The sequence below is a fragment of the Adlercreutzia murintestinalis genome, from assembly GCF_943192905.1.
In the GTDB taxonomy this organism is placed as follows: Bacteria; Actinomycetota; Coriobacteriia; order Coriobacteriales; family Eggerthellaceae; genus Adlercreutzia_A; species Adlercreutzia_A murintestinalis.
Window position 1 is genome coordinate 21,716 of sequence record NZ_CALPCC010000020.1, and the last position, 18,599, is coordinate 40,314.

The following is an 18,599-nucleotide window of genomic DNA, read 5'->3' on the forward strand; positions in this document are numbered from 1 at the left end:
CGATACGTCACGAGCACCTCCGAAGGGCAGGACGGCGCCACGTTCCGAACCTGGTCAGGTCCGGGAGGAAGCAGCCATAAGGGACCGCTGACGAGCGTCCTGTCTTTCGGGGGTGCTTTTGCGTTCGAGCTGTGACAAGAGAAGGTGAGCACCACCGCCTATCTTCTCGATACGACTTGAAGGAGCACTGTGGGCATCCTAGATTTCTTCATCAATCTGCTGCGCGACCCGCGCGGGTTCATCGCAGGGTGGATCATCGCGCTGGGTCCGGTGTGGGTGTACTCGCCGCTGTTCCTCATCGTGTTCGTGGAGACCGGTGTGGTGTTCTTCCCGTTCTTGCCGGGCGATTCGCTGTTGTTCGCGGCAGGCGTGTTCTCGAATCCCGGCATCTACGCCGATCTGGGGGTCGATGAGGGCTTGAATATCGCGGCCACGCTGATCGTGTTCTATGCGGCGGCTATTCTCGGCAACACGTCGAACTACTGGATCGCGCGTTTTCTGGGGCATCGCATCATCGATTCGGGCAAGGTGAAGGCGCTCACGCCCGAGCGCATGGCGAAGCTTGACGGCTTCTTCGCGAAATACGGCGGCCTGACCATCGTCATCACGCGTTTCATGCCGTTCTTCCGCACGTTCGCTCCGTTCATCGCGGGCACGGGCCATATGAATTTCGGCAGGTTCACGCTGTGGAACTGCATTGGCGGCGTGGCATGGGTCAGCCTGTTCGTGCTGGTGGGGTACTTCTTCGGCGGTGTGCCCTTCGTGCAGGATCATTTCGAGGTGATCGTGCTGGGTATCGTGGCGGTGTCGGTGGCGCCGGCCATCATCGGCGCGGTGAAGACGGCGCTGGATTCTCGCAAGAAGAAGGCTGGTGAGTCGCTGAGCGCCGAGGAAAAGGGGCGCGTCGAGGCGCAGCAACGTTTCAAGGAAGCGGAGCTGCAACGCGAGTATGCGCTGCGCACGAAGGTTGAGGTCGAAGCTGCCGAGCGCGAGCACCTGCATGAGGCCCGCGAGTCCTTGAAGGCCGGGAAGCGCCGATAGATCTAAAAAACGTCGGCCTTCCCTAATGACTGAGGCTAAAAGCACCGCATTCATTTCGGTAGAAAATGACATCGAGTGCAAAGAGGCAATGAGTTGGTGCTGCTCTGTCGCTGTCCATGACCATGTGGATTAAAGCGTACCCAAGACTACGTCGTCCTATCGCACTGCCATGGCTGATGTGACGTGGATAATCAGGAGGAACCCTCTTCGAATGGGTTCACGATCGGGAGATCGAGGAAATCGAAATCCCGTACGTTTCGAGTTGCGAGAGCGCAGTTATTGGCTTGAGCGATTCCGGCGATCATCATATCCTCGATGGTTGGCGTACGGCCAGCTGCGATGGCTTGCTGATGAAACCGTGCGCACCATTCAGCGGCTTGAGGATCAAACACCAGCATCTTTGAGACATAGGAGCTCAGCATCGCGTCTATCCATTCATGCAGGGCTGCTCGCTTCTTGCCGCTTGGCATCATGAGCTCTCCAAACCGCAACTCTTCGATAGTGATGGCGGTGAGGAATGCATCGCATTCGTTCTTTTCAAGCCAGCCTAACACGCGCTCGTTCGGGGCGGCCTTCATGGTCTCTGAGACGATATTCGTGTCTACTACGTACCGCATTAGAGCTGTATTCCTGTGAGACGCGGAACATGTCGTTGAGGCTCTGGGAGATCAATGCCCCCGACAGGTATTGATTTTTCGCGCAAGAGCTGCACCCAGCTCTTCGGTTGATTGTCTAAAGCCGTTTCTATGATAGCGCGCGCTTCCGCCTGTTGGCTGCGTCCGTTCTGCGCCGCCCGCACTGCGAGCGACCGCTTGGTCGCCTCGTCGATATCGCGAATGAGAAGAGAAGGCATGGTGCCCCTTTGATATCAATGCTTATAATGATATCAATGATATCATCCGTGTAGCGTTTTGTACAGAATACTCCACCCGCCCACGGCCTTTTCTTTGAGCGGGAAAGCGCCGGTAGGGAGTGCTCTGCTCGCTGAAGCTCTGGCGGAGACGAAGCGTTCTCTAAGGTTGCATTGGCGGCAAAGCGCTCGCTGAAGCTCTGGCGGTGGTTTGATGCGCTTCATCGATCGTGCGTGATGAAGCTGGCCCTTTCCGCGCTTCGCTATCGCAAGAGAAGATCGACTGGCTTACCTCACCACGGCAAGGTTCGCGCTGGCCAACAGCGCTGGAATGCTGCGCACGGCCGAGCGGTTCCATTCGCGCGCGTGTTCAGGTAAGTCTTCCCATGGAACGAGATAAGGGCTCAACTTCTGAGCAGTATCCTTGTTCGGGCCATATGACCATCCTGCCTTTTCGCGCTCTGCTATCCAGCGGCGATGCTCGAGAATAGCCAAGCACTCGATCTCGCTTTCTGAGAGTTCGCTCACGCACCGTTCGGGGTAGCTGCTGCCAGCTGGCGCTATCTCATAGCGCAGAACAGCGAGCTTATCGTGCAGGCTCGCGATGAAGGCGATGCTGGAATCGCGCAGATCGGTGGGCATATGCGCAAAGGTGGCGTATGCCGGAGGCGTATCGCATGCCGCTCGGTCGGCGGCATAGCGGCTGAAAGAGGTGCGAGCGAGTTCTGTCATAACGTCGCTTTTGACAGGAGCTCCTGACGCGTTGATGAGCTCGGGCGCATCTGCGAGCAGCGGGCGAGCGTAGGCAGGTCCATAGAGGGCGCAGACGAGGAAATTCCAGATGAGCTGTTCTTTGCTGATCAGCCATGCTGGCAGATCGGCTCCGTATCCATCTACTTCAAACGTTGGATGAGAGGCGCGCGCGTTCGCTATGATCTCAAGAAGAGCGGAGATGCTCGCCTCGCTCAGGTGGTTGTCTTCGCTCGAGATGTCATATTGGTAGGCGTCGATGGCCTCGTAGCATGAATCGAGAAAGTAGCGACAGGCTGCTTCGCTGTGGCCCAGTTCGAGGAAGCGCTCGTGCATATGCTCTGCGATCACGCTCAAGATGTCGCAGTCATCCCACCAAGGGCCATTGACGAGCTCTATCTTTCCCTGAAGACACCAAGCCGGAAGGATGTCGAAGAGCGCGTCGAGCGCCCCTTTGGTGGAGAGCGCTTCGTACGCTTCGACCTCCAGCCTCATGGTGCTTTCGAGGGCGGCGAGCGCTTGGAGGGCGGTCGGAGGCTCAAGATCGTTCTGCTCAAGCTCATGTATGGCGTCTTTGAAGGCGGGCAACGGTCCTTTGCTTCGCCCCTTCTTCTGCGCTCCGCGCCGGTTGTTGATGGCGAAGGGCGGGCAGAAACGCTCGAACGTCGCGGTGGTTTCTTCGGGAGCGAGCGTGTTGAGCTTGAGCGTGTGGGTGGTCCAGACCGAGATGGCGCGCAAGCAGATGCGTGCGCTTTCCGGATGCGTGCATGCGGCCACGATGCGGTCCTCGTAGGCTGCGCGCCAGTAATTGGCATTGAAGAGCAGACGATCGAGGGCAGCATGGGTGCCGCGGCTCAGCCCCGCTCGGTCGTCAGAGATAACCGCAGCATCATGCTTGCGCTGTACAGCGTTGCGCTCATGTCGCTGTTGGAGGGAGGCGCTCAAAGCGATCTTCACGATTTCGATCGGCTTGAGGCCGTCTTCGCGACGGCTCGCTTCTCGATCGAGCGCGTTGCGCACAGCGCCTACCGGTGAAGAGATATGAGCATGTTGTTGAGCCATGGATGATTTACCTACCATGCAGTTCGCTTGAGCGCGATGGCGAGCGCGAGCACATTCCGACGTTTCAAGATGATAGAGAGCATTCTTACGAACCATTGGGCAATCCGGTATAGGTGTATTCGTGAGGGTTGTGCACGATGGAGGTATGGCCGCCATTTCCCGCATAGACGCTGAGCAGTTCGTGCGCCTCTGCGATGAGCACGTCGAGAGAGACGGCTGCCGTCTCATCTGCTGGGCGGCTGTCGAAGTGATAGACCATGAGGTAGTCGGTGGGGGCAGCGCATTTTGCCAAGGCGAGAAAGGCATCGCCATGCCATTCGAAGGAGACCTCGTCGACCGGGCAGGGGAGCACCGTGCGTAGGAGGCTGCTATTGGAAGGTGCGTCATCGGGGGAAGAAACGCTCAGGATCCCGTCCGCGCTTGCGGTGAAGAGAAGCGAGCGATCGTCGCCGAGCCAGCTTGCGTTCGCCCCCACGCAGGCAGCCGAAAGGTCCTTTGAGTACATCTCGATGCCATCCGAGAGCCGCACGACTTTCAGGCTGTTGCCAACGGCGGCGACAGCGGCGCGCTCGCCATTATAGGTGATGATTTGCTTGACCTTGGGAAACGGGGCCAGCACGCTCGGCTGAGGCTGCGTGTTGGCGAAGTAATCGTCGTAGGTTCCGGTGTTACTCCAGAGCAGCTCCCTGTTCTGCGCGCAAACGACCGAGTACGGCTGGTTCTGACCGTAGGAGTCGTCGGCTCTGTCGGTGGCAGCTGCAACGATGATGTCTGATTCGCCGTTCAACGACAGGATCATGTGGTCGGTCGCCTTGATGCCATCGATCGTGCCTGTCTGGAAGTCGGCGTTCAGAATGAGGCCACCCATTCCCAGGTAGGCCCTGTTCGTCTCGTCGTTCAGGAAGCTCGGGAGGAAACTCGGGTAGTCGATCAGAGCCTCGCTCTCCATTTCCACCCAGTCGATCGCTTCTCCTGTTGTGGTGTCGATGAGGCCCGCAAGGAGCGACTCACCCTCGAAAATGGTGAAGAGCGCGATCTGGTCTCCGTCTTCGGAGATGGCGAACGAGCTGACGGGTATGCTCTCTTCTTGCCACAGCGCTTCGCCGGAAACAGCATCGAAGCAAACGAGGTTGCCGTCTCCGGAGCGGTTGACGATCAGCAGCTTGTCTGGTCCTGCTGCGGCCATCGCCCATTCGTTCGCGATGGAGCGGGTGGGCTGCTCCGCATCGCCTTCATAGTGCGTGAGGTCAATCGAGAACCGAGGTGTTCCCGTGAGTAAGTCGAAGACGCTTACCGTGCGCGAATCGTCCAGGATGGCTATCCACGTTCCTGTGATGCTGGTGGCGAATGAGGCTACCTCGCCTGGCGTTCGCAAGAGAAAGCTGGGACGCCAGGTCCCTTCGCTTGGTGCGGGGTAGAGTTGGACCGCATCTTCTAGCGCGGTCTGCGCTTCCGGAACGAGGGGACGACTGGTGTCGGTGCTCGAAGCGGGTAGCGCGGCTAGCGCGGTCTCGATGGCGGTCATGCGGTCACCCTGCGCGAGCTGCTGATGCGATCGCGCCGCAAGATCCCGGGATTCGGCCGTTAGCTGTTCGGCGGAAGGCGAGAGCCCCCACGCCACGAGTGCCGCTATGATGCTGGCAATGGCGAGCGCTCCCGCCGCTCCCAGGGCGACGCGCCTGCGTTGTCGCCTGCGTTGGCGTTGTCGCAGGTCGTCGTATCCGCAGCCCGCGACCGCAGCGATCACGCGGAGCATTTCCGCCCCGTGCTCGCGGGCTGACTCGGGACGAAGGTCTGCTGCGAGCGGTTCGGTGGGTTCCGCCACAAGAGTTCCATCGGCGCTCACGATATGCTTGCTCTTGAGGATAGCGGGGATGCTTTCAGATGAGCTGCCGTTTGCGAGCACGGCTATAATGCGCTGGCGTCCATGCAGCCGCAAGAACTCTTCGATCTCGCGCCGCACCCACGGGCTGTCGTTGGTGTCGGGCGTGCAGATGACGATCAGCGTGCGCGACTGGTCAAGCGCCTGCCGGATGTGTTCGGGCAGCGAATGCGAAGCCGCGAGCTCATCTTCGTCGCGGAAGCATCTTCCGAGCGTGCGCGTTGTTTCGGTATTCGATGGGAGGCCGAAGGGGTTCGGCTCATCTTTGCGGCGCACGTTTTTGGGCAGTTTGAACCCTTCGATGGCCCGCTGCACCTTCTGCGCTATCGCTTTGTCGCGCGGAAGATGTCGATAGCTGATGAACGCTGCGTATTTGAATTCCTGGGTTTCGCCAACTGCCATTTGCCTGGTTCCGCAAATGGGGCAGAAAGGAGAGCCGTCGGGCATTTCGCTATGACATGAGAGGCATCGCATATGGATGATTATAGCCACTTCTGCTGCTCGCTCGATCTAGTGCGGTCGCATTTGCTGTTCTTCTGATTGCCCAATGGGTCTCTGTTTCACGTTATACCCTGTATGCATCGATTTATGGTGAAAGCGGGAGGCGTAGATGCATATCGACGACGACAATATTTGGACTTTTGTCGGTATAGCTCTTGTCGTCGTGTGGGCGATCGGCTTTTTCGTTTGGCAAGATCCGATTTGGCCTCTTACGATCCTTTTCAATTTGTTGGGAGATCTCGGGCTCGGGCACGGTACGTCCACAGGCTATCCCTGGGAAAACGACTCTGCTGGCAAGTTTCCGCACTCTCGATATCAGTAAGGTCTGACAAATGCAAGAAAGGGGCGATTTCTTAAAATTGGAAAAGGTCTGAATGAAAGAATTCCTCAAGCGTGATGTCGAAGCCGGTGACGATCTTCTCCAGATTGACGAGCGAGATGTTCCGTTTGCCGGTCTCCACTTCGGCAAGATATGAGCGCGCCATGCCAATGCTCCATGCGAAGCGCTCTTGGCTCATGCCGGCTTGGTCGCGCAATTCTTTGATACGCAGCCCGGCCTGTATGCGGATGTCGTTATCCCCCATGGGTGCCTTTCGTCAGGCATCCATGGTCTATTATCGCGTGTGTTAAGATACACCGATATAAGTGACAATCTGCAAAGAGATTTATTTGAAGATGAAGAGAAATGGATTTCGGATATGACGTCTCAAGGCACCCAGCAAATCATGAGACGCTACCAAAAATTGATGGCCGATAAAGGATGCCGTGTTTACAATGGCACCCTATCTTACTTCTTGCGGCCAAGCTGGATTCAGCATAATTCAGATTGGTCTCCCCGGGTTGATCCGGCGTTTGATCGACTTGCTAGCGATGCGCTTTCGCCGGCGCTCGAAGCGCTTCGCATATTGCCGGCCATGGTATCTGCTGTATCGGATTTCCCTAAAGAGAATGTTGGTTGCGTGTCAATTTCCAGCGATGCTTATCAAGAGAGTTATCAGGCAATCATGCAGATAGGCGTTTTTGCGGACAGCGACCTTAATGAAACGATGTGGCGTCTCTCGAATGCAGATATGCAAGCATTGGGGTATTCTCCGATAGACAATCACTCGCAGTTGTCGAGCCGTTTAACAATTTCGACTGGTATCGTCCCGATGGATTCATTGCGAGAGTTCACTGCGCTTCGTATTATTCAAGCCTTTGTTCAGCATGATTCAGATATATATGTAATCCGATTTAATAGCTACATTCCCACCCCTAATGACGATTGCTCTTATGACGACTATGTTTTCTTTGGATGTCCATCAAAGGCAGGTTTTACAGATTTCGTTTTGAATCAAGTCAGGACTCCCTTATAAAAATGGGCGAGAAAAGTCATTCAAAAAGGAAATAAACCATGCAGTTAACCCCCATACATTTTGCAGTTGTTGATGCATGCAGTAATGGAAATTATGGCACTCTGAGTATGCTTATAGAGGCTGGTGCCGACGTCGATGCCAGAGGACCTTCCTGCATTTCTCCCATTGACCTTGCTTTAGCTGGCAATAGCTTGCACGTGCTGGATCTATTGATAAGGGCAGGTGCAGATGTGAACAGAACCGGTAGCGATGGATTTCCTCCACTATATTGGGCCGCAGTGAGCTCTGGGGACAAGTACTTGCTAGTGCAGCGGCTGATTGATGGAGGGGCTATCGTTGATGTAAAAACGCACGAGGGTCTTACTCCTTTATATGTTGCAGCGCAGGTTGGGAATTACAAATCGATTGAAGTATTGTGCCGAAATGGGGCAGATGTGAATTTCAAGACTCGAACGGGCAATGCACCACTGAGCAATGCAAGCGAGGAAGGTCAGCTTGAAGCCGTAAAGAAGTTGATCGAATTCGGGGCAAACGTAAACGCCAGAAATGGCAAGGGCAATTCTGCATTAGACCAGGCATTGAAGCTCGGTCATTATGAAGTGGCGCAGTTCCTGTCTCAAGTTCAGTGTGGCCGCTAATCGAAGAAAATATAGTCCATTACTGAGGGTGGGCGCATTAACAGAAAAGTTTGCTAGCTACGGAGGAGTGCATACTGAAATATGAACGGTATCCTTAATTTTTATTTTCTAGCCATTAGTATTTGCGAGGCTGCCATAGAAGCTTCTGATTGCACAACAGATTTTGAGCGTCGTGCTATTGCAGCCATGAGAAATGACATAATTCCTCGTCTTAAGGCCACCGCCGTCATGATGACCGAAGGATCCGGCAACGCGACTGTCGATGTAGCCATTGCATGTGCTGATTTGAGCACGGCATGCAATACTGTCATCTCAGCTCTCAACGGGTCGACCCAAGAAGAGCGCAATGTCATTTCCAACGCAAAAGGAATGATAAGCACTTTGCAGAGTCAGCTGCGACAGCAAGGCGTTCCGATCACTATTCCTATTGGAAGGTATGGTGAGCCGATTCCTCAAGTGATAAGTAGTGCGTCTGTTCCTTCGAGAACATCGTCATCTTCAAGCGGTTGCTATATTGCGACAGCCGCGTATGGCTCGTATGATTGCCCGCAAGTTTGGGTTTTACGTCGATACCGTGATGAGACGCTTGCTAAGAGCAATATAGGTCGTGCGTTCATAAGGGCCTATTATGCGATAAGTCCGAAGTTTGTAAGCGTATTTGGCAAAGTGAACGCAGTTAATCGATTTAACCGTGGTGTCTTAAATCGCCTTGTCTCATGTTTGCTGCGAAAGGGATATTCCGATCAGCCCTATCAAGACAGATAGAGGGAAGGTGATTGTCATGTTGGGTGGCGTTCTTATTGCTATGGGTCTTCTTTTTCTTATTTCAGGAAAAACAGCATTAGCGTCTCTTGTGGGCATAGCCTTCATTATTGTTGGGGGCATTGTTTTTTGGCGTAATTCCGAAACAAAGAAATATCTAGATCAAGAAAAGCAGAGGAAAAAATAGTATTCCAAAGGCTGTATTGAAAATCGTATTGTCTGCAACGAGGTAACTGCAGTTTGAATTAAAGGAGAAGCGTGGGTTTATTTGGTGGCCTAAATTCTTGGGCGTTGAAGAAAATGGCAAAAGAAAGCTTTGAAAGGGGATGGCGAAGAGGTTGTGGATGCGGTGGACAACCTCCTGTTGGCGCCGTCCGAGCGATAGAAAGAGCGGCAGAAACAGCGGGCCGGTATACCGAATTGAAGAATTACGAAATGGGAATAGAGGTCCTTTCGGGCAACTTGCAAGATCTTGCAGACGCTCTCAATAAGAACGTGCTTCAGATTGCGGTTGGCGCTGGCGTTTTGTGTGGACTATTCGCAGAATTCCCGGGATATGAATGGGCCGCATACTATGTAAGCGAATGGGAGTTGTATAAACTCTACAGTTAATCGCTTAGATTTCTTCTAGTCCTAATAAGACTAGCACATAGGACATGACCCTTTCTAGCGTGGCGTCGTCCATGGGGCCAATCACTTCCAACGTTCCCTCGCGTTCGCGTGCGCCTAGGTCCATGGTGCGTATGGCCTCGCATTGCACGAAGCCGTAAATCGGGTTGTCCTTGCTGATGGGTACGTGAAGCGGATAGCCGTTATCTCGTGAGGTTATAGGCGCTACTAGCGTAAGCGCTGACATCCGATTCACTTCCCAAGGGCTCAGTACGACGGCGTAATGTCGGCCAGCTGGTTCGTGGCGCTTCGATGGGTCGAAGTCGATGCTGATGATATCACCCTGCTCAAGAACCATATCAGGACCATGCCTCGTATTCGGCGCCTATGAGGTCATCGTTTGGCCATTGATCCGTGGGAAGATTCGCCGGTGCGTAATGAGCGAATAACGTCTCGTATGTAATACCTGGTTCAGGGCGTACGTGGCGGTGTTCCTTTTGCGCTGGAGCGATCTCTATGTTGCCTGCCGCATTCGTTGAGATGTTCACCTTGTCGCCGAGGCGAAGGCCTGCAGCTCCTAACAAGCTTTTGGGAAGGCGTATGGCTGCTGAATTGCCCCATGAGGAGATGCTGCTTGCATAACCCATACGATCTCCTTTCGTATATCCGATAGTATATACATAAGGGCGACGAGGTTCAATGGGGTAACTTCTGGTTTCAGCCGCCAGGCTTTGGTGAGGCAATCGGAATGATCAGGAAAACTGACTAAAGCTAGCTATAGTAGCCCAGCGGGAATGATGAGCGTGTTCCCATCCAAGGCGCTGACTTTCTCGGAAGCGCATACGATAGCGCCGGTGCCGCGGGGGATGAGCGACTTGTCCAGCACGCTGAAATGCCTCACCATGCCTCGATTCGGCGATGCGGTCTTCTTGATCTCGATGGGGTGCAGCTTCCCGTCGGCTTCCAGCACCACATCGATCTCCTTGCCGTCGTGATCGCGGTAGTAGTACAGCGGCGTCTCCAGTCCTGCGTTCAGGAAGCTCTTCCATATCTCGGAGACCACGTAGTTCTCCCAGAATGCGCCGCTCATTGCGCCGGCCTCCATGGTCTCGGGGCTCGACCACTTTGTCAGATACGCTACCAAACCGCAGTCGTGACAATACAGCTTTGGCGCCTTCACGGTCCGCTTCAGCTGATTGTTCGAATAGGGGTGCAAGTAGAAGATGATCCCGGCCCGCTCCAGCACAGCAAGCCATTCCTTCGCCTTGTCGGGCCGGATGCCGACATCCTCCGCGATGGCGGATACGTTCAGCATCTGGGCGCACCGGGCAGCCACCGCGCGCATGAAGTCCGCGAAGAGCAGCGCATCCACATTGCCGAGCAGCCGTCGCACGTCGCGTTCGATGTAGGTTTGCACGTAGCTTCCGTAGAACACGTTCAGATTTGAATAGCGGCTCGCGTCGATGGCGGGCATGGACCCCTGATGCATGGATGTGAAGATGTCGAGCGTTGTTTTTGCAGGAATACGCTCCTGGCGCGCTTGCCAGTAATCTAGCTGCAGGTTGAAGGGCTCGGAGGGAACGCAGTCGCGCTCTCCTTGCGCCAGCGACGAAAGTGGCAAGATGCCCACGCGGCCTGCAAGCGATTCGCCGGCGAGCTCCATCAGCCTGAATTGCTGCGACCCGGTAAGCCAGAACGCCCCCGCATTTGCGCCAGCATCAACGAGGAGCTTGATTTGCGAGAAGAGCTCGGGAGCATACTGCACTTCGTCGATGAGCAGGGGAGACTTATGCACTTGGAAGAACATGGCAGGGTCGCTTTGCGCAAGCTGTCGCTCGTTCAGATCATCGAGCGATACCTGTTGCCGTGGTGCATCCGAGGCTACGATCATATGCTCCAAGAGCGTTGTTTTTCCTACTTGGCGTGGTCCGGTTATCAAGATTACAGGATATTCCGATGCGGTTACGGCAACCGTGGGCTCCAACGTGCGAGGGATGTATGTACGGCCGCTATTCATGCATTCCTTTCGGGTAAAATACGATTAATCTGTATTTTACCCGAAATCATTTTCTGATGGAACCAAAAGGATTTATGCTGTCTTGAGGTTCTTTCATCAAGTCCGCTGCTCATCCCTTCCGGGTCGAGATGGCTGGAATGATCAGAATGATTGGAAAGATTAGAAACGCAAACACTATACTTATCTACATCATTTGAACCGCTATTTCACGGTTCGTCGCTCTTTTTTTGAAAGGCAGCTCATGGCAGAAGCGCTCTACCGGAAATACCGCCCGCAGATCTTCGAGGATGTGGTGGGTCAGGAGCATATCGAACGCACGCTGAAAAATGCAATCGAGGCCGACAAGGTCAGCCACGCTTACCTGTTCACCGGCCCGCGTGGCACGGGCAAGACCACCACGGCGCGCCTGCTGGCGAAGGCGCTGCTGTGCGAGCACGGCCCCACGCCCGATCCTGACGGCACCTGCGAGGACTGCGAGCTGGTGGCCGCCGGCGAACATCCGGATGTTTACGAACTGGATGCCGCCAGCCGCACTGGTGTGGAAAACGTGCGCGAAGAGATCATCGGCCGCGTCAACTACGCACCCACGCGCGGCCGCTACAAGGTCTACATCATCGACGAGGTGCACATGCTGTCGACCGCCGCGTTCAATGCGCTGCTGAAAACGCTGGAAGAGCCGCCGGAACATGTGGTGTTCGTGCTGTGCACCACCGATCCGCAGAAGGTGCCCGAGACCATTCATTCGCGCTGCCAGCGCTTCGATTTCCGCCGCATCAGCAATGAAGAGCTGGTCAGTCGGCTGGGTGCCATCTGTGAGATGGAAGGCATCGACTTCGAGGGCGATGCGCTCGACCTGGTGGCACATCGGGCCGATGGCGGCATGCGCGATGCGCTCACCTCGCTCGAGCAGCTGATCGCGTTCGGCGAGGGCAGTGTGACCACGCAGCTGGCCGAACGACTGCTGGGAAGCCTTGATTTCAGCGAGCTCGCGGAGATCGTCAAAGCGATCGGCACGCGCGATGTGGCCACGGCGTTCCGGTGGACCGCTGAATACATGGAAACCGGGGCTGATCTGGCGCAATTCGCACATGATCTGGCTGCGCACATGCGCGATATGTATGTCTTGCAGCTTGCGGGTGCGGACACGGCGTTGGAGCTGACCGAGGCCGCCCGGCGCGAGCTTGAGAGCGAATCGGCTTGGTTCGGCCCCGACCGTCTGGCGAATCTGCTGGGCGTGCTGGGCGATCTGATCGCCGAACTGAAAACATCCACCAATCAGCGGTTGTCCTTCGAGATCGCGCTGACCCGCATGGTGCGCCCCGATTCCGACCTGACGCTGGCGGCGTTGGCAGAGCGCGTGGAGGCCCTTGAGCGGGGGATGAGCGCTACGGTCGCAATGCCCGCACAGGGCGTATCGGCTGCACCGCCTATGCAGGCCGCCCCGACCGAGGGAGGGGCAGCGGCATTTTCTGCAGCAGCTTCGGCGGCACAAGCGCAGCCCTCGGCGGCACAGCCGCAGGCGTCTGCCGCACAGGTGGATGCGCAGCCAAGTGCCGGGGCAGATGCTCAGCAGGTCACGCAGCCGAGCGAGCATCAAGCCAGCGCTCAGCATACGGCTTCCGTTAGCAGCAGTGCGGCCACAGCGCAGGCGGCCACGGCGCAAGCGGGATCAGCAGAAGCGCCTGGTGCTGCCGGTGCTGGTTCTGGCCAGTTGCCCTCCGACGCGCAGCTGCCGCAGTTTTGGGCAACCGTATTGGCGCATGTGAAGAAGGCTAACCAGGCATATGCCGCGCTACTGATGAACACCACGGCCGCCCGCAATGACGATAAGCTAGCCATCTTGTTCCCCTCAGATGCGGAATTCGCGTTCCAAGCAAGCCAGAAGCCAGACGTGCGCGATGCCATTGCCGATGCACTGGCGAAGACGGGGGCTGCAGGCGTTGCCTTCACGCTCGAGAAGTCGGCAGCCGCAGGCGTGGGCGTGACCCCGATGATGGGTGCAGCTGCCGCTCAGCCGATGGGCGCAACCGCCGCTCAGCCGACGGGTTCGGCCGCCCCGCAGCCCATTGCGTCTGCCTCCGCTTCCGCTCCCACCGCCGCCCCTCAGTCTGGTACGTCCGCCCCTGCTCCCGACCCTCAGCCCGGTGCATCTGTCTCCACTGCCAGTTTCGCTCCCGATTCCGCTCCCGACCCCGACGAAGTGCCGCTCTCGGCCTACGACGATATGGCCGACCTCGCTTCGTCAACGCCCCCATGGGAAGAAGAGCCCCCGGCAGCCATCACGGCAGCTTCCGTGCAAACGCCCGACGCCGAACCCACCACCGAGCAGCTCAACGATGCACTGGCCGCAGCTTTCGGCAACGACGTACAATTTGAACCAGTAGACTAACGACCGCCAGGAGCCGCCTCGGTGCGGCTACCTGCTAGGCAAGCGAAAGGGATGCCGGCCATGGATATGAAGAAGATGATGAAGCAGGCGCAGAAGATGCAGCGCGACGCTGCCAAGGCGCAAGAGGAAATAGCGGCCATGGAGTTCACCGCCAGCGCGGGCGGCGGCATGGTCGAGGCCACCGTGACCGGCGGTATGGAGCTAGTGTCGGTGAAGATGGACCCAGCAGCCGTTGATCCCGAGGATGTGGAGATGCTTCAAGACATGGTGGTGGCAGCTGTGAACGAGGCGCTGCGTGAGGCCACCGAGGCCAGCAACGCCCGCATGAGCGGCATCATGGGTGGCATGAACCTGCCGTTCTAGTCAATGCTGCGGCGCTTTCCAGCACTTATATTTGCCACTCCAAGCGCTTCTCGTGTAGCGAAGTACGCTCCGTCGCGCTTTCACGGCAACTGCAAGCGCTGAAAAGCGCCTCGCTGACTTCCTTGGGCGAGCCTACAAGATGTGAGGGAGCGCATGCAATCTGCACCAGCTATACAGAAGTTGCTCGACGAACTGGAGCGTCTGCCCGGCATCGGGCCGAAATCGGCCCAGCGGGTGGCATACTTTATTCTCAATCAAGATAAAGGCCAAGCGCTGCGCCTCGCTGATGCTATCAGGGAAGTGAAGGATACGGTGCGCTTCTGTAGCCGTTGCTTCAACTACGCGCAGGATGAATTGTGCGAGATCTGCGCCAGCCCGCGTCGCGACACGCGCATGATCTGCGTGGTGAGCGAGCCGCGCGACATCCCGCCCATCGAGCGCACGGGCGCCTTCGATGGCCTGTACCACGTGCTGGGCGGGGCGCTCTCGCCCATGGATGGCGTGGGGCCTGAAGACTTGCGCATCGCTGAGCTGATGGCGCGCCTAGGCGCCGAAGAGGTTGACGAAGTGGTGTTGGCCACCAACCCCAATATCGAAGGCGAAACCACGGCGGCCTACCTGGCGCGCCTGATCAAGCCGCTGGGCGTTACGGTAACGCGGCCAGCGAGCGGCCTACCCGTGGGCGGCGATCTGGAATTCGCCGATGAGGTAACGCTGGGTCGCGCTATCGAAGGGCGCCGCGAGGTGTAGCGTTTTCGGGCCACAGGCGCAGCTTCCCTCTGTGCTGTTCGTTCATACTTGGAGTTTTTTTCACGAAATTATCTCCCATCTGAGTGAAATACATCCAAGAATCAAAAAGAAATGCGTGCGCGTGACGGAGGGGCACGGTATCGCTTTTGCTAACGGGTGTCGTTGCGAACGGTTGCCGGACACGCAGAAGGAGAGGTTGATTGGTCATGGAACGCAAGACTCGATGAGGATATAGACGCGGCTACCACTCTACTCTTCTTCGATGAGGTGCAGGCATACTATTGGGGTCAGCAAAGTACGTACAAGGTTGACTTCGTAGTGCGCTCAAGCGAGGGCATCGTGCCCATCGAGGTGAAGTCGGGCGAGCGCGTGAAGGCAACGAGCGCACGCCGATTCGCAGAGAAATATGATTGTCCGTTTCTGGTCCATATGACCGCGAAGAATGTCGGAGAAACAGATTCGGTGCGCAGCATTCCGCTCTATGCCGCATGCCTTTTGGATACGTTATGATGAACGACGCACCGTCATGAATAGCGCGCAGCCTTTCCCGTGCGGACGAGGAAGGCTGCGTCTGCGCGTTCAGCTGCGCGCTTCACCCTGCATCTTCTTTACTCTGCCATCGCCAATCCATACAATGAGCGCAACCAAGGCAAAAGGAGAGGGCCGATGGTGAACATCCCAAGTCCGGCGGTCGCCATCGTCGGGCGGCACAATTCGGGCAAGACCACGCTGATCGAGCGCCTGATCGCCGAATTGACGGCGCGCGGGCACGATGTGGGGTCAGTGAAGCACCATTCTCACAGCAAGTTCGAGATCGACTACCCCGGCAAAGACTCTTGGCGGCATCGCGAAGCGGGCGCCACGGAAACGGTCATCGCGTCGCCCGAGAAGCTGGCGCGCGTGAAGACGCTCACGCACGAGGTGGAATGCGCCGAGATCGTGCGCAGCATGCCGGGCCACGACATCATCGTGGTAGAGGGGTATCGCAAGAGCGGCCTACCCACCATCGAGCTGATGCGCGCGGCGAATCCGGCCGACGCCGCCGTAGCCGCAGCATTCGCGCAGGCGGCCACGCAGGGCCTTCCGCTGGGCACCGACTTCACGCAGCTGGCGAAAGGCGGCGCAGCTGATGCGTGCGATGCTGACGACGTGCGCGCTACCGACGACGCCCATGCGGCCGATCTTGCCGCTAAGGCGCCTGGTGCCAGCACCGTTGCCATCATCACCGACATTCCGGAGGCGGTCGCCGCGGCCGAGACATACGGCATCCCCGCCTTCGACATCTTCGATACGCCTGGCATCGTGGCGTTCTTGGAAGAGCACTACGTGCGCCCGCGCCTCACGGTGGTCATTCAGGCGGGTGGTGAAAGTCGCCGCATGGGCCGCAGCAAGGCCACGGTGCCGTTCGCGGGTGACCCGCTGATCTGTCGGCTGGTGCGGCGGCTGAGCGCGGTGGCCGACGAGCTGATCATCACCACGAACGAGCCAGAGAACCTGGGGTTCCTCGAAGGCATGGACGTGCCTTGCCCGCCGCGGCTCGTGCGCGACGAATACGACTTCCGCGGTGCGCTGCCGGGCATGTACTCGGCGCTCATCAACGCGCGCAACCCGTATGTGGCCGTGGTGGCGTGCGACATGATCTTCGCCAGCCCGTGTTTGGTGGTGGCCGAGGCGCTGGAAATGGCGAAGACCGGGGCCGATGTGGTGGTGCCGGTGAACCAGCACGGCTTCGAGCCGTTCCACGCGCTGTACCGGCGCGACACGTGCGTGCCGGCCATCCTGCGTGCCATCGACCGCGGCGAGCGGCGCGCGCAGGCGTTCTTCGACGATCCGGCCGTCACGGTGTGCGAGTTCAGCCAGCAGCGTGTGCTCGAGGTGGAGCCGCGCGGCGGGTGTTTCATCAACGCCAACACGCCAGAAGAGCTGGCGCGCATCGAGGAAAGCTACTTGGGGGAATAGATGCCCACCATCAACGACATGATGGAGGTAGCCGATCTGTTCCGCGTGGAGCAGATCGAGGTGGTGCAAGAGGCGTGCGTGGCGGTGCGCAATCGCAATTCCACGTGTCGTCGTTGCATGGATGCATGCGCGTGGGATGCCCTGAGTCTTGAGGACGGGCGGCTGGTCGTTGACGGTGGCGCGTGCGTGAATTGCGGTGCGTGCGTGGCGGTGTGCCCGATGGGGTGCTTGAGCGCGGTGGACCCGTCGCTCAGTGCGGTGCGCTCGGCTACGTTGGCCGCGGCGCGGGCCGCTGGAGGCGTGGCGTGCATCGCGTGTGCGCGGAAGGCGGCCCGACACGAGGCCGACCCGGAACTGTTCTGTGAAGTGCCGTGTCTTGCGCAGGTGGGCGAAGAGCTGCTGCTGCGCGTGGCGGCCGATGGCGTGCAGGACATCATGCTGGTGGATGGGGGGTGCGCCACGTGCAAGTACGGCCAGGTGAACTCGCTCATTGACGAGGCGGTGGAGACTGCGGTGTGCCTACTCGAGGCGGTGGAGACTGCAGAGGTGCCTGCGATCGTGACGCGTTCCTCTGAGTTTCCGCCGGAGCTCGCCAATACGTTTCGGCGGGATGTGCGCGGCGCCGATCGGCGCGGGCTGATGGCGCAGACTGGCAGCTATCTGCGTACGGTGGCTGGCAATGTAGCGCAAAAGACCATCGAAGAGAAGCTGAGTCCGCAGACGCCCCGACCGAAAAAGAACCTGAAACTGAAAGAAAAGGTGCCCGCGGCTCAGAACATGCGCCTGTTGGATGACATGCTGACGCTGGGCGCTTCCTGTGTGGTGAAGCGTGGTGAGGCCGACGCAGCATCGGGAGTCGATATGACACCGAGAGCCGATGCGGTATTGGGAACTGACATGACACCGGGAGTCGAGGGGCGTGCGCAGGTGCCACATGCCAGCAACTCAGATGCCACGGTGCTTGATACGCGCCACTTCGGCACCGTGCGCATCGACGAGAGCATCTGTAGCGGTTGCGGTTTGTGTGTGCTGGCTTGTCCGACGGAAGCGCTGAAATACGCCGAATATGACGAGCCGGCGGACCCAGGGCGGCGCTACTTGGAGTTTCAAGCTGCCGACTGTACGCAGTGCCAGCTCTGCCGTGATGTGTGCCTGCGCCGCTGCTTGACGGTGTCGTCGCAGGTGCCCGTTGAGGAACTGTTCGATTTCGAGCCGACGCTCATCGAGATACCGCGCCCCATGGAGCGCATGAACATTTTGAATAAGTATCGCCACACGTAAGCTCACCACACACGGGCTGTTTCGTTGCGAGCAAGGTGCGAGCGCAAGATTCGCACAAGTTCCGCATGAGGGCTGCGCAAGATGCGCATGAGGATCGCATAAGACATGCATAAGGCTCATGCAGGATTTGCGTAAGGCTCGTGCAAGGCTCGTGTGAGACTCGTGTCAAAACCGCCCAAGGCGCGCACGAGCAATAATGGGTTATAGGACAAAAAGCGTGTCTGGAATCGTAGCCTTTTCCCAGTTAGAACTGTATGTATTAGTTTAATAAGTTGATAAGAACCAACTTTTCACCCGGACAGAATATGTGTCCGCTTTCTTCTTGACATGCCTGTTCAAGGTAGCTTTTCCAAGAGATAAGTTGCCCGAGGACAGGAAGAGCGCGTGGAT

Annotated in this window: 20 protein-coding genes and 1 other RNA gene; 13 read left to right on the top strand and 8 right to left on the bottom strand. The window is 57.6% G+C overall.

Features of this window, described 5'->3' with window-relative positions; genetic code table 11:
• The first annotated feature begins 18 nt into the window (after positions 1–18).
• Together ffs and NFR19_RS07330 are read left to right on the top strand one after the other, a co-directional pair.
• Positions 19–114, top strand: an RNA gene (gene ffs / locus NFR19_RS07325) — signal recognition particle sRNA small type.
• 75 nt (positions 115–189) lie between these two features.
• The gene (locus NFR19_RS07330; protein ID WP_251213140.1) at positions 190–1,041 is read left to right on the top strand and encodes a DedA family protein; all 852 of its coding nucleotides are present in this window, start codon (positions 190–192) and stop codon (positions 1,039–1,041) included.
• Positions 1,042–1,232: 191 nt separating this feature from the next.
• Here the strand turns inward: NFR19_RS07330 and NFR19_RS07335 are convergent, their stop codons facing one another.
• The 5 genes from NFR19_RS07335 to NFR19_RS07350 form a co-directional block, all read right to left on the bottom strand.
• Positions 1,233–1,658 (bottom strand): type II toxin-antitoxin system VapC family toxin, encoded by a 426-nt coding sequence (locus NFR19_RS07335; protein ID WP_285813471.1) that lies wholly within the window; start codon positions 1,656–1,658, stop codon positions 1,233–1,235.
• Positions 1,658–1,894: a FitA-like ribbon-helix-helix domain-containing protein gene (locus NFR19_RS08990; RefSeq protein ID WP_432762722.1), complete on the bottom strand. Its 237-nt coding sequence runs from the start codon at positions 1,892–1,894 to the stop codon at positions 1,658–1,660. The genes NFR19_RS07335 and NFR19_RS08990 overlap by 1 nt, the downstream gene beginning before the upstream one ends.
• Positions 1,895–2,179: 285 nt before the next feature.
• Positions 2,180–3,721 (bottom strand): RyR domain-containing protein, encoded by a 1,542-nt coding sequence (locus NFR19_RS07340; protein ID WP_251213142.1) that lies wholly within the window; start codon positions 3,719–3,721, stop codon positions 2,180–2,182.
• Between the two features lie 67 nt (positions 3,722–3,788).
• Positions 3,789–5,987, bottom strand: coding sequence for a toll/interleukin-1 receptor domain-containing protein (locus NFR19_RS07345; protein WP_251213143.1), 2,199 nt, complete (start codon positions 5,985–5,987; stop codon positions 3,789–3,791).
• A 452-nt stretch (positions 5,988–6,439) separates the two neighbouring features.
• The gene (locus tag NFR19_RS07350) at positions 6,440–6,670 is read right to left on the bottom strand and encodes a helix-turn-helix domain-containing protein (RefSeq protein WP_251213144.1); all 231 of its coding nucleotides are present in this window, start codon (positions 6,668–6,670) and stop codon (positions 6,440–6,442) included.
• A 141-nt stretch (positions 6,671–6,811) separates the two neighbouring features.
• Between NFR19_RS07350 and NFR19_RS07355 the strand changes: the two genes are divergently transcribed.
• The 5 genes from NFR19_RS07355 (at position 6,812) to NFR19_RS07375 (ending at position 9,453) form a co-directional block, all read left to right on the top strand.
• Positions 6,812–7,441 (top strand): hypothetical protein, encoded by a 630-nt coding sequence (locus tag NFR19_RS07355; protein WP_251213145.1) that lies wholly within the window; start codon positions 6,812–6,814, stop codon positions 7,439–7,441.
• A 38-nt stretch (positions 7,442–7,479) separates the two neighbouring features.
• Positions 7,480–8,079: an ankyrin repeat domain-containing protein gene (locus tag NFR19_RS07360; RefSeq protein ID WP_251213146.1), complete on the top strand. Its 600-nt coding sequence runs from the start codon at positions 7,480–7,482 to the stop codon at positions 8,077–8,079.
• An 81-nt stretch (positions 8,080–8,160) separates the two neighbouring features.
• Entirely contained in the window at positions 8,161–8,844 is a 684-nt protein-coding gene (locus tag NFR19_RS07365; protein ID WP_251213147.1) for a CFI-box-CTERM domain-containing protein, read from the top strand.
• Positions 8,845–8,860: 16 nt separating this feature from the next.
• On the top strand, positions 8,861–9,028 hold the full coding sequence (locus NFR19_RS07370; RefSeq protein WP_251213148.1) for a hypothetical protein: 168 nt from the start codon (positions 8,861–8,863) through the stop codon (positions 9,026–9,028).
• A gap of 71 nt (positions 9,029–9,099) precedes the next feature.
• Complete coding sequence (locus NFR19_RS07375; protein ID WP_251213149.1) at positions 9,100–9,453, top strand: hypothetical protein; 354 nt, start codon at positions 9,100–9,102, stop codon at positions 9,451–9,453.
• Positions 9,454–9,457: 4 nt separating this feature from the next.
• Here NFR19_RS07375 and NFR19_RS07380 read toward each other — a convergent pair whose 3' ends face one another.
• From NFR19_RS07380 to NFR19_RS07385, 3 genes are all read right to left on the bottom strand, one after another.
• Positions 9,458–9,808, bottom strand: a complete 351-nt coding sequence (locus NFR19_RS07380) for a type II toxin-antitoxin system PemK/MazF family toxin (protein WP_251213150.1) — start codon at positions 9,806–9,808, stop codon at positions 9,458–9,460.
• 1 nt (position 9,809) lies between these two features.
• Positions 9,810–10,097, bottom strand: a complete 288-nt coding sequence (locus NFR19_RS08995) for an AbrB/MazE/SpoVT family DNA-binding domain-containing protein (protein ID WP_432762723.1) — start codon at positions 10,095–10,097, stop codon at positions 9,810–9,812.
• Between the two features lie 128 nt (positions 10,098–10,225).
• Complete coding sequence (locus NFR19_RS07385; protein WP_285813472.1) at positions 10,226–11,467, bottom strand: ATP-binding protein; 1,242 nt, start codon at positions 11,465–11,467, stop codon at positions 10,226–10,228.
• A 241-nt stretch (positions 11,468–11,708) separates the two neighbouring features.
• Between NFR19_RS07385 and dnaX the strand changes: the two genes are divergently transcribed.
• From dnaX to NFR19_RS07415, 6 genes are all read left to right on the top strand, one after another.
• A complete protein-coding gene (dnaX, locus tag NFR19_RS07390) occupies positions 11,709–13,856 on the top strand; it encodes a DNA polymerase III subunit gamma/tau (protein ID WP_251213152.1) in 2,148 nt (715 codons plus the stop codon).
• A 60-nt stretch (positions 13,857–13,916) separates the two neighbouring features.
• A complete protein-coding gene (locus NFR19_RS07395; RefSeq protein WP_251213153.1) occupies positions 13,917–14,219 on the top strand; it encodes a YbaB/EbfC family nucleoid-associated protein in 303 nt (100 codons plus the stop codon).
• Between the two features lie 153 nt (positions 14,220–14,372).
• Entirely contained in the window at positions 14,373–14,969 is a 597-nt protein-coding gene (gene recR / locus NFR19_RS07400) for a recombination mediator RecR (protein ID WP_251213154.1), read from the top strand.
• 162 nt (positions 14,970–15,131) lie between these two features.
• Positions 15,132–15,479: a DUF4143 domain-containing protein gene (locus tag NFR19_RS07405; protein ID WP_251213155.1), complete on the top strand. Its 348-nt coding sequence runs from the start codon at positions 15,132–15,134 to the stop codon at positions 15,477–15,479.
• Positions 15,480–15,635: 156 nt separating this feature from the next.
• The gene (gene mobB / locus NFR19_RS07410; protein ID WP_251213156.1) at positions 15,636–16,928 is read left to right on the top strand and encodes a molybdopterin-guanine dinucleotide biosynthesis protein B; all 1,293 of its coding nucleotides are present in this window, start codon (positions 15,636–15,638) and stop codon (positions 16,926–16,928) included.
• Positions 16,929–18,209 (top strand): 4Fe-4S dicluster domain-containing protein, encoded by a 1,281-nt coding sequence (locus NFR19_RS07415; RefSeq protein ID WP_251213157.1) that lies wholly within the window; start codon positions 16,929–16,931, stop codon positions 18,207–18,209.
• The last annotated feature ends 390 nt before the right edge of the window (positions 18,210–18,599 follow it).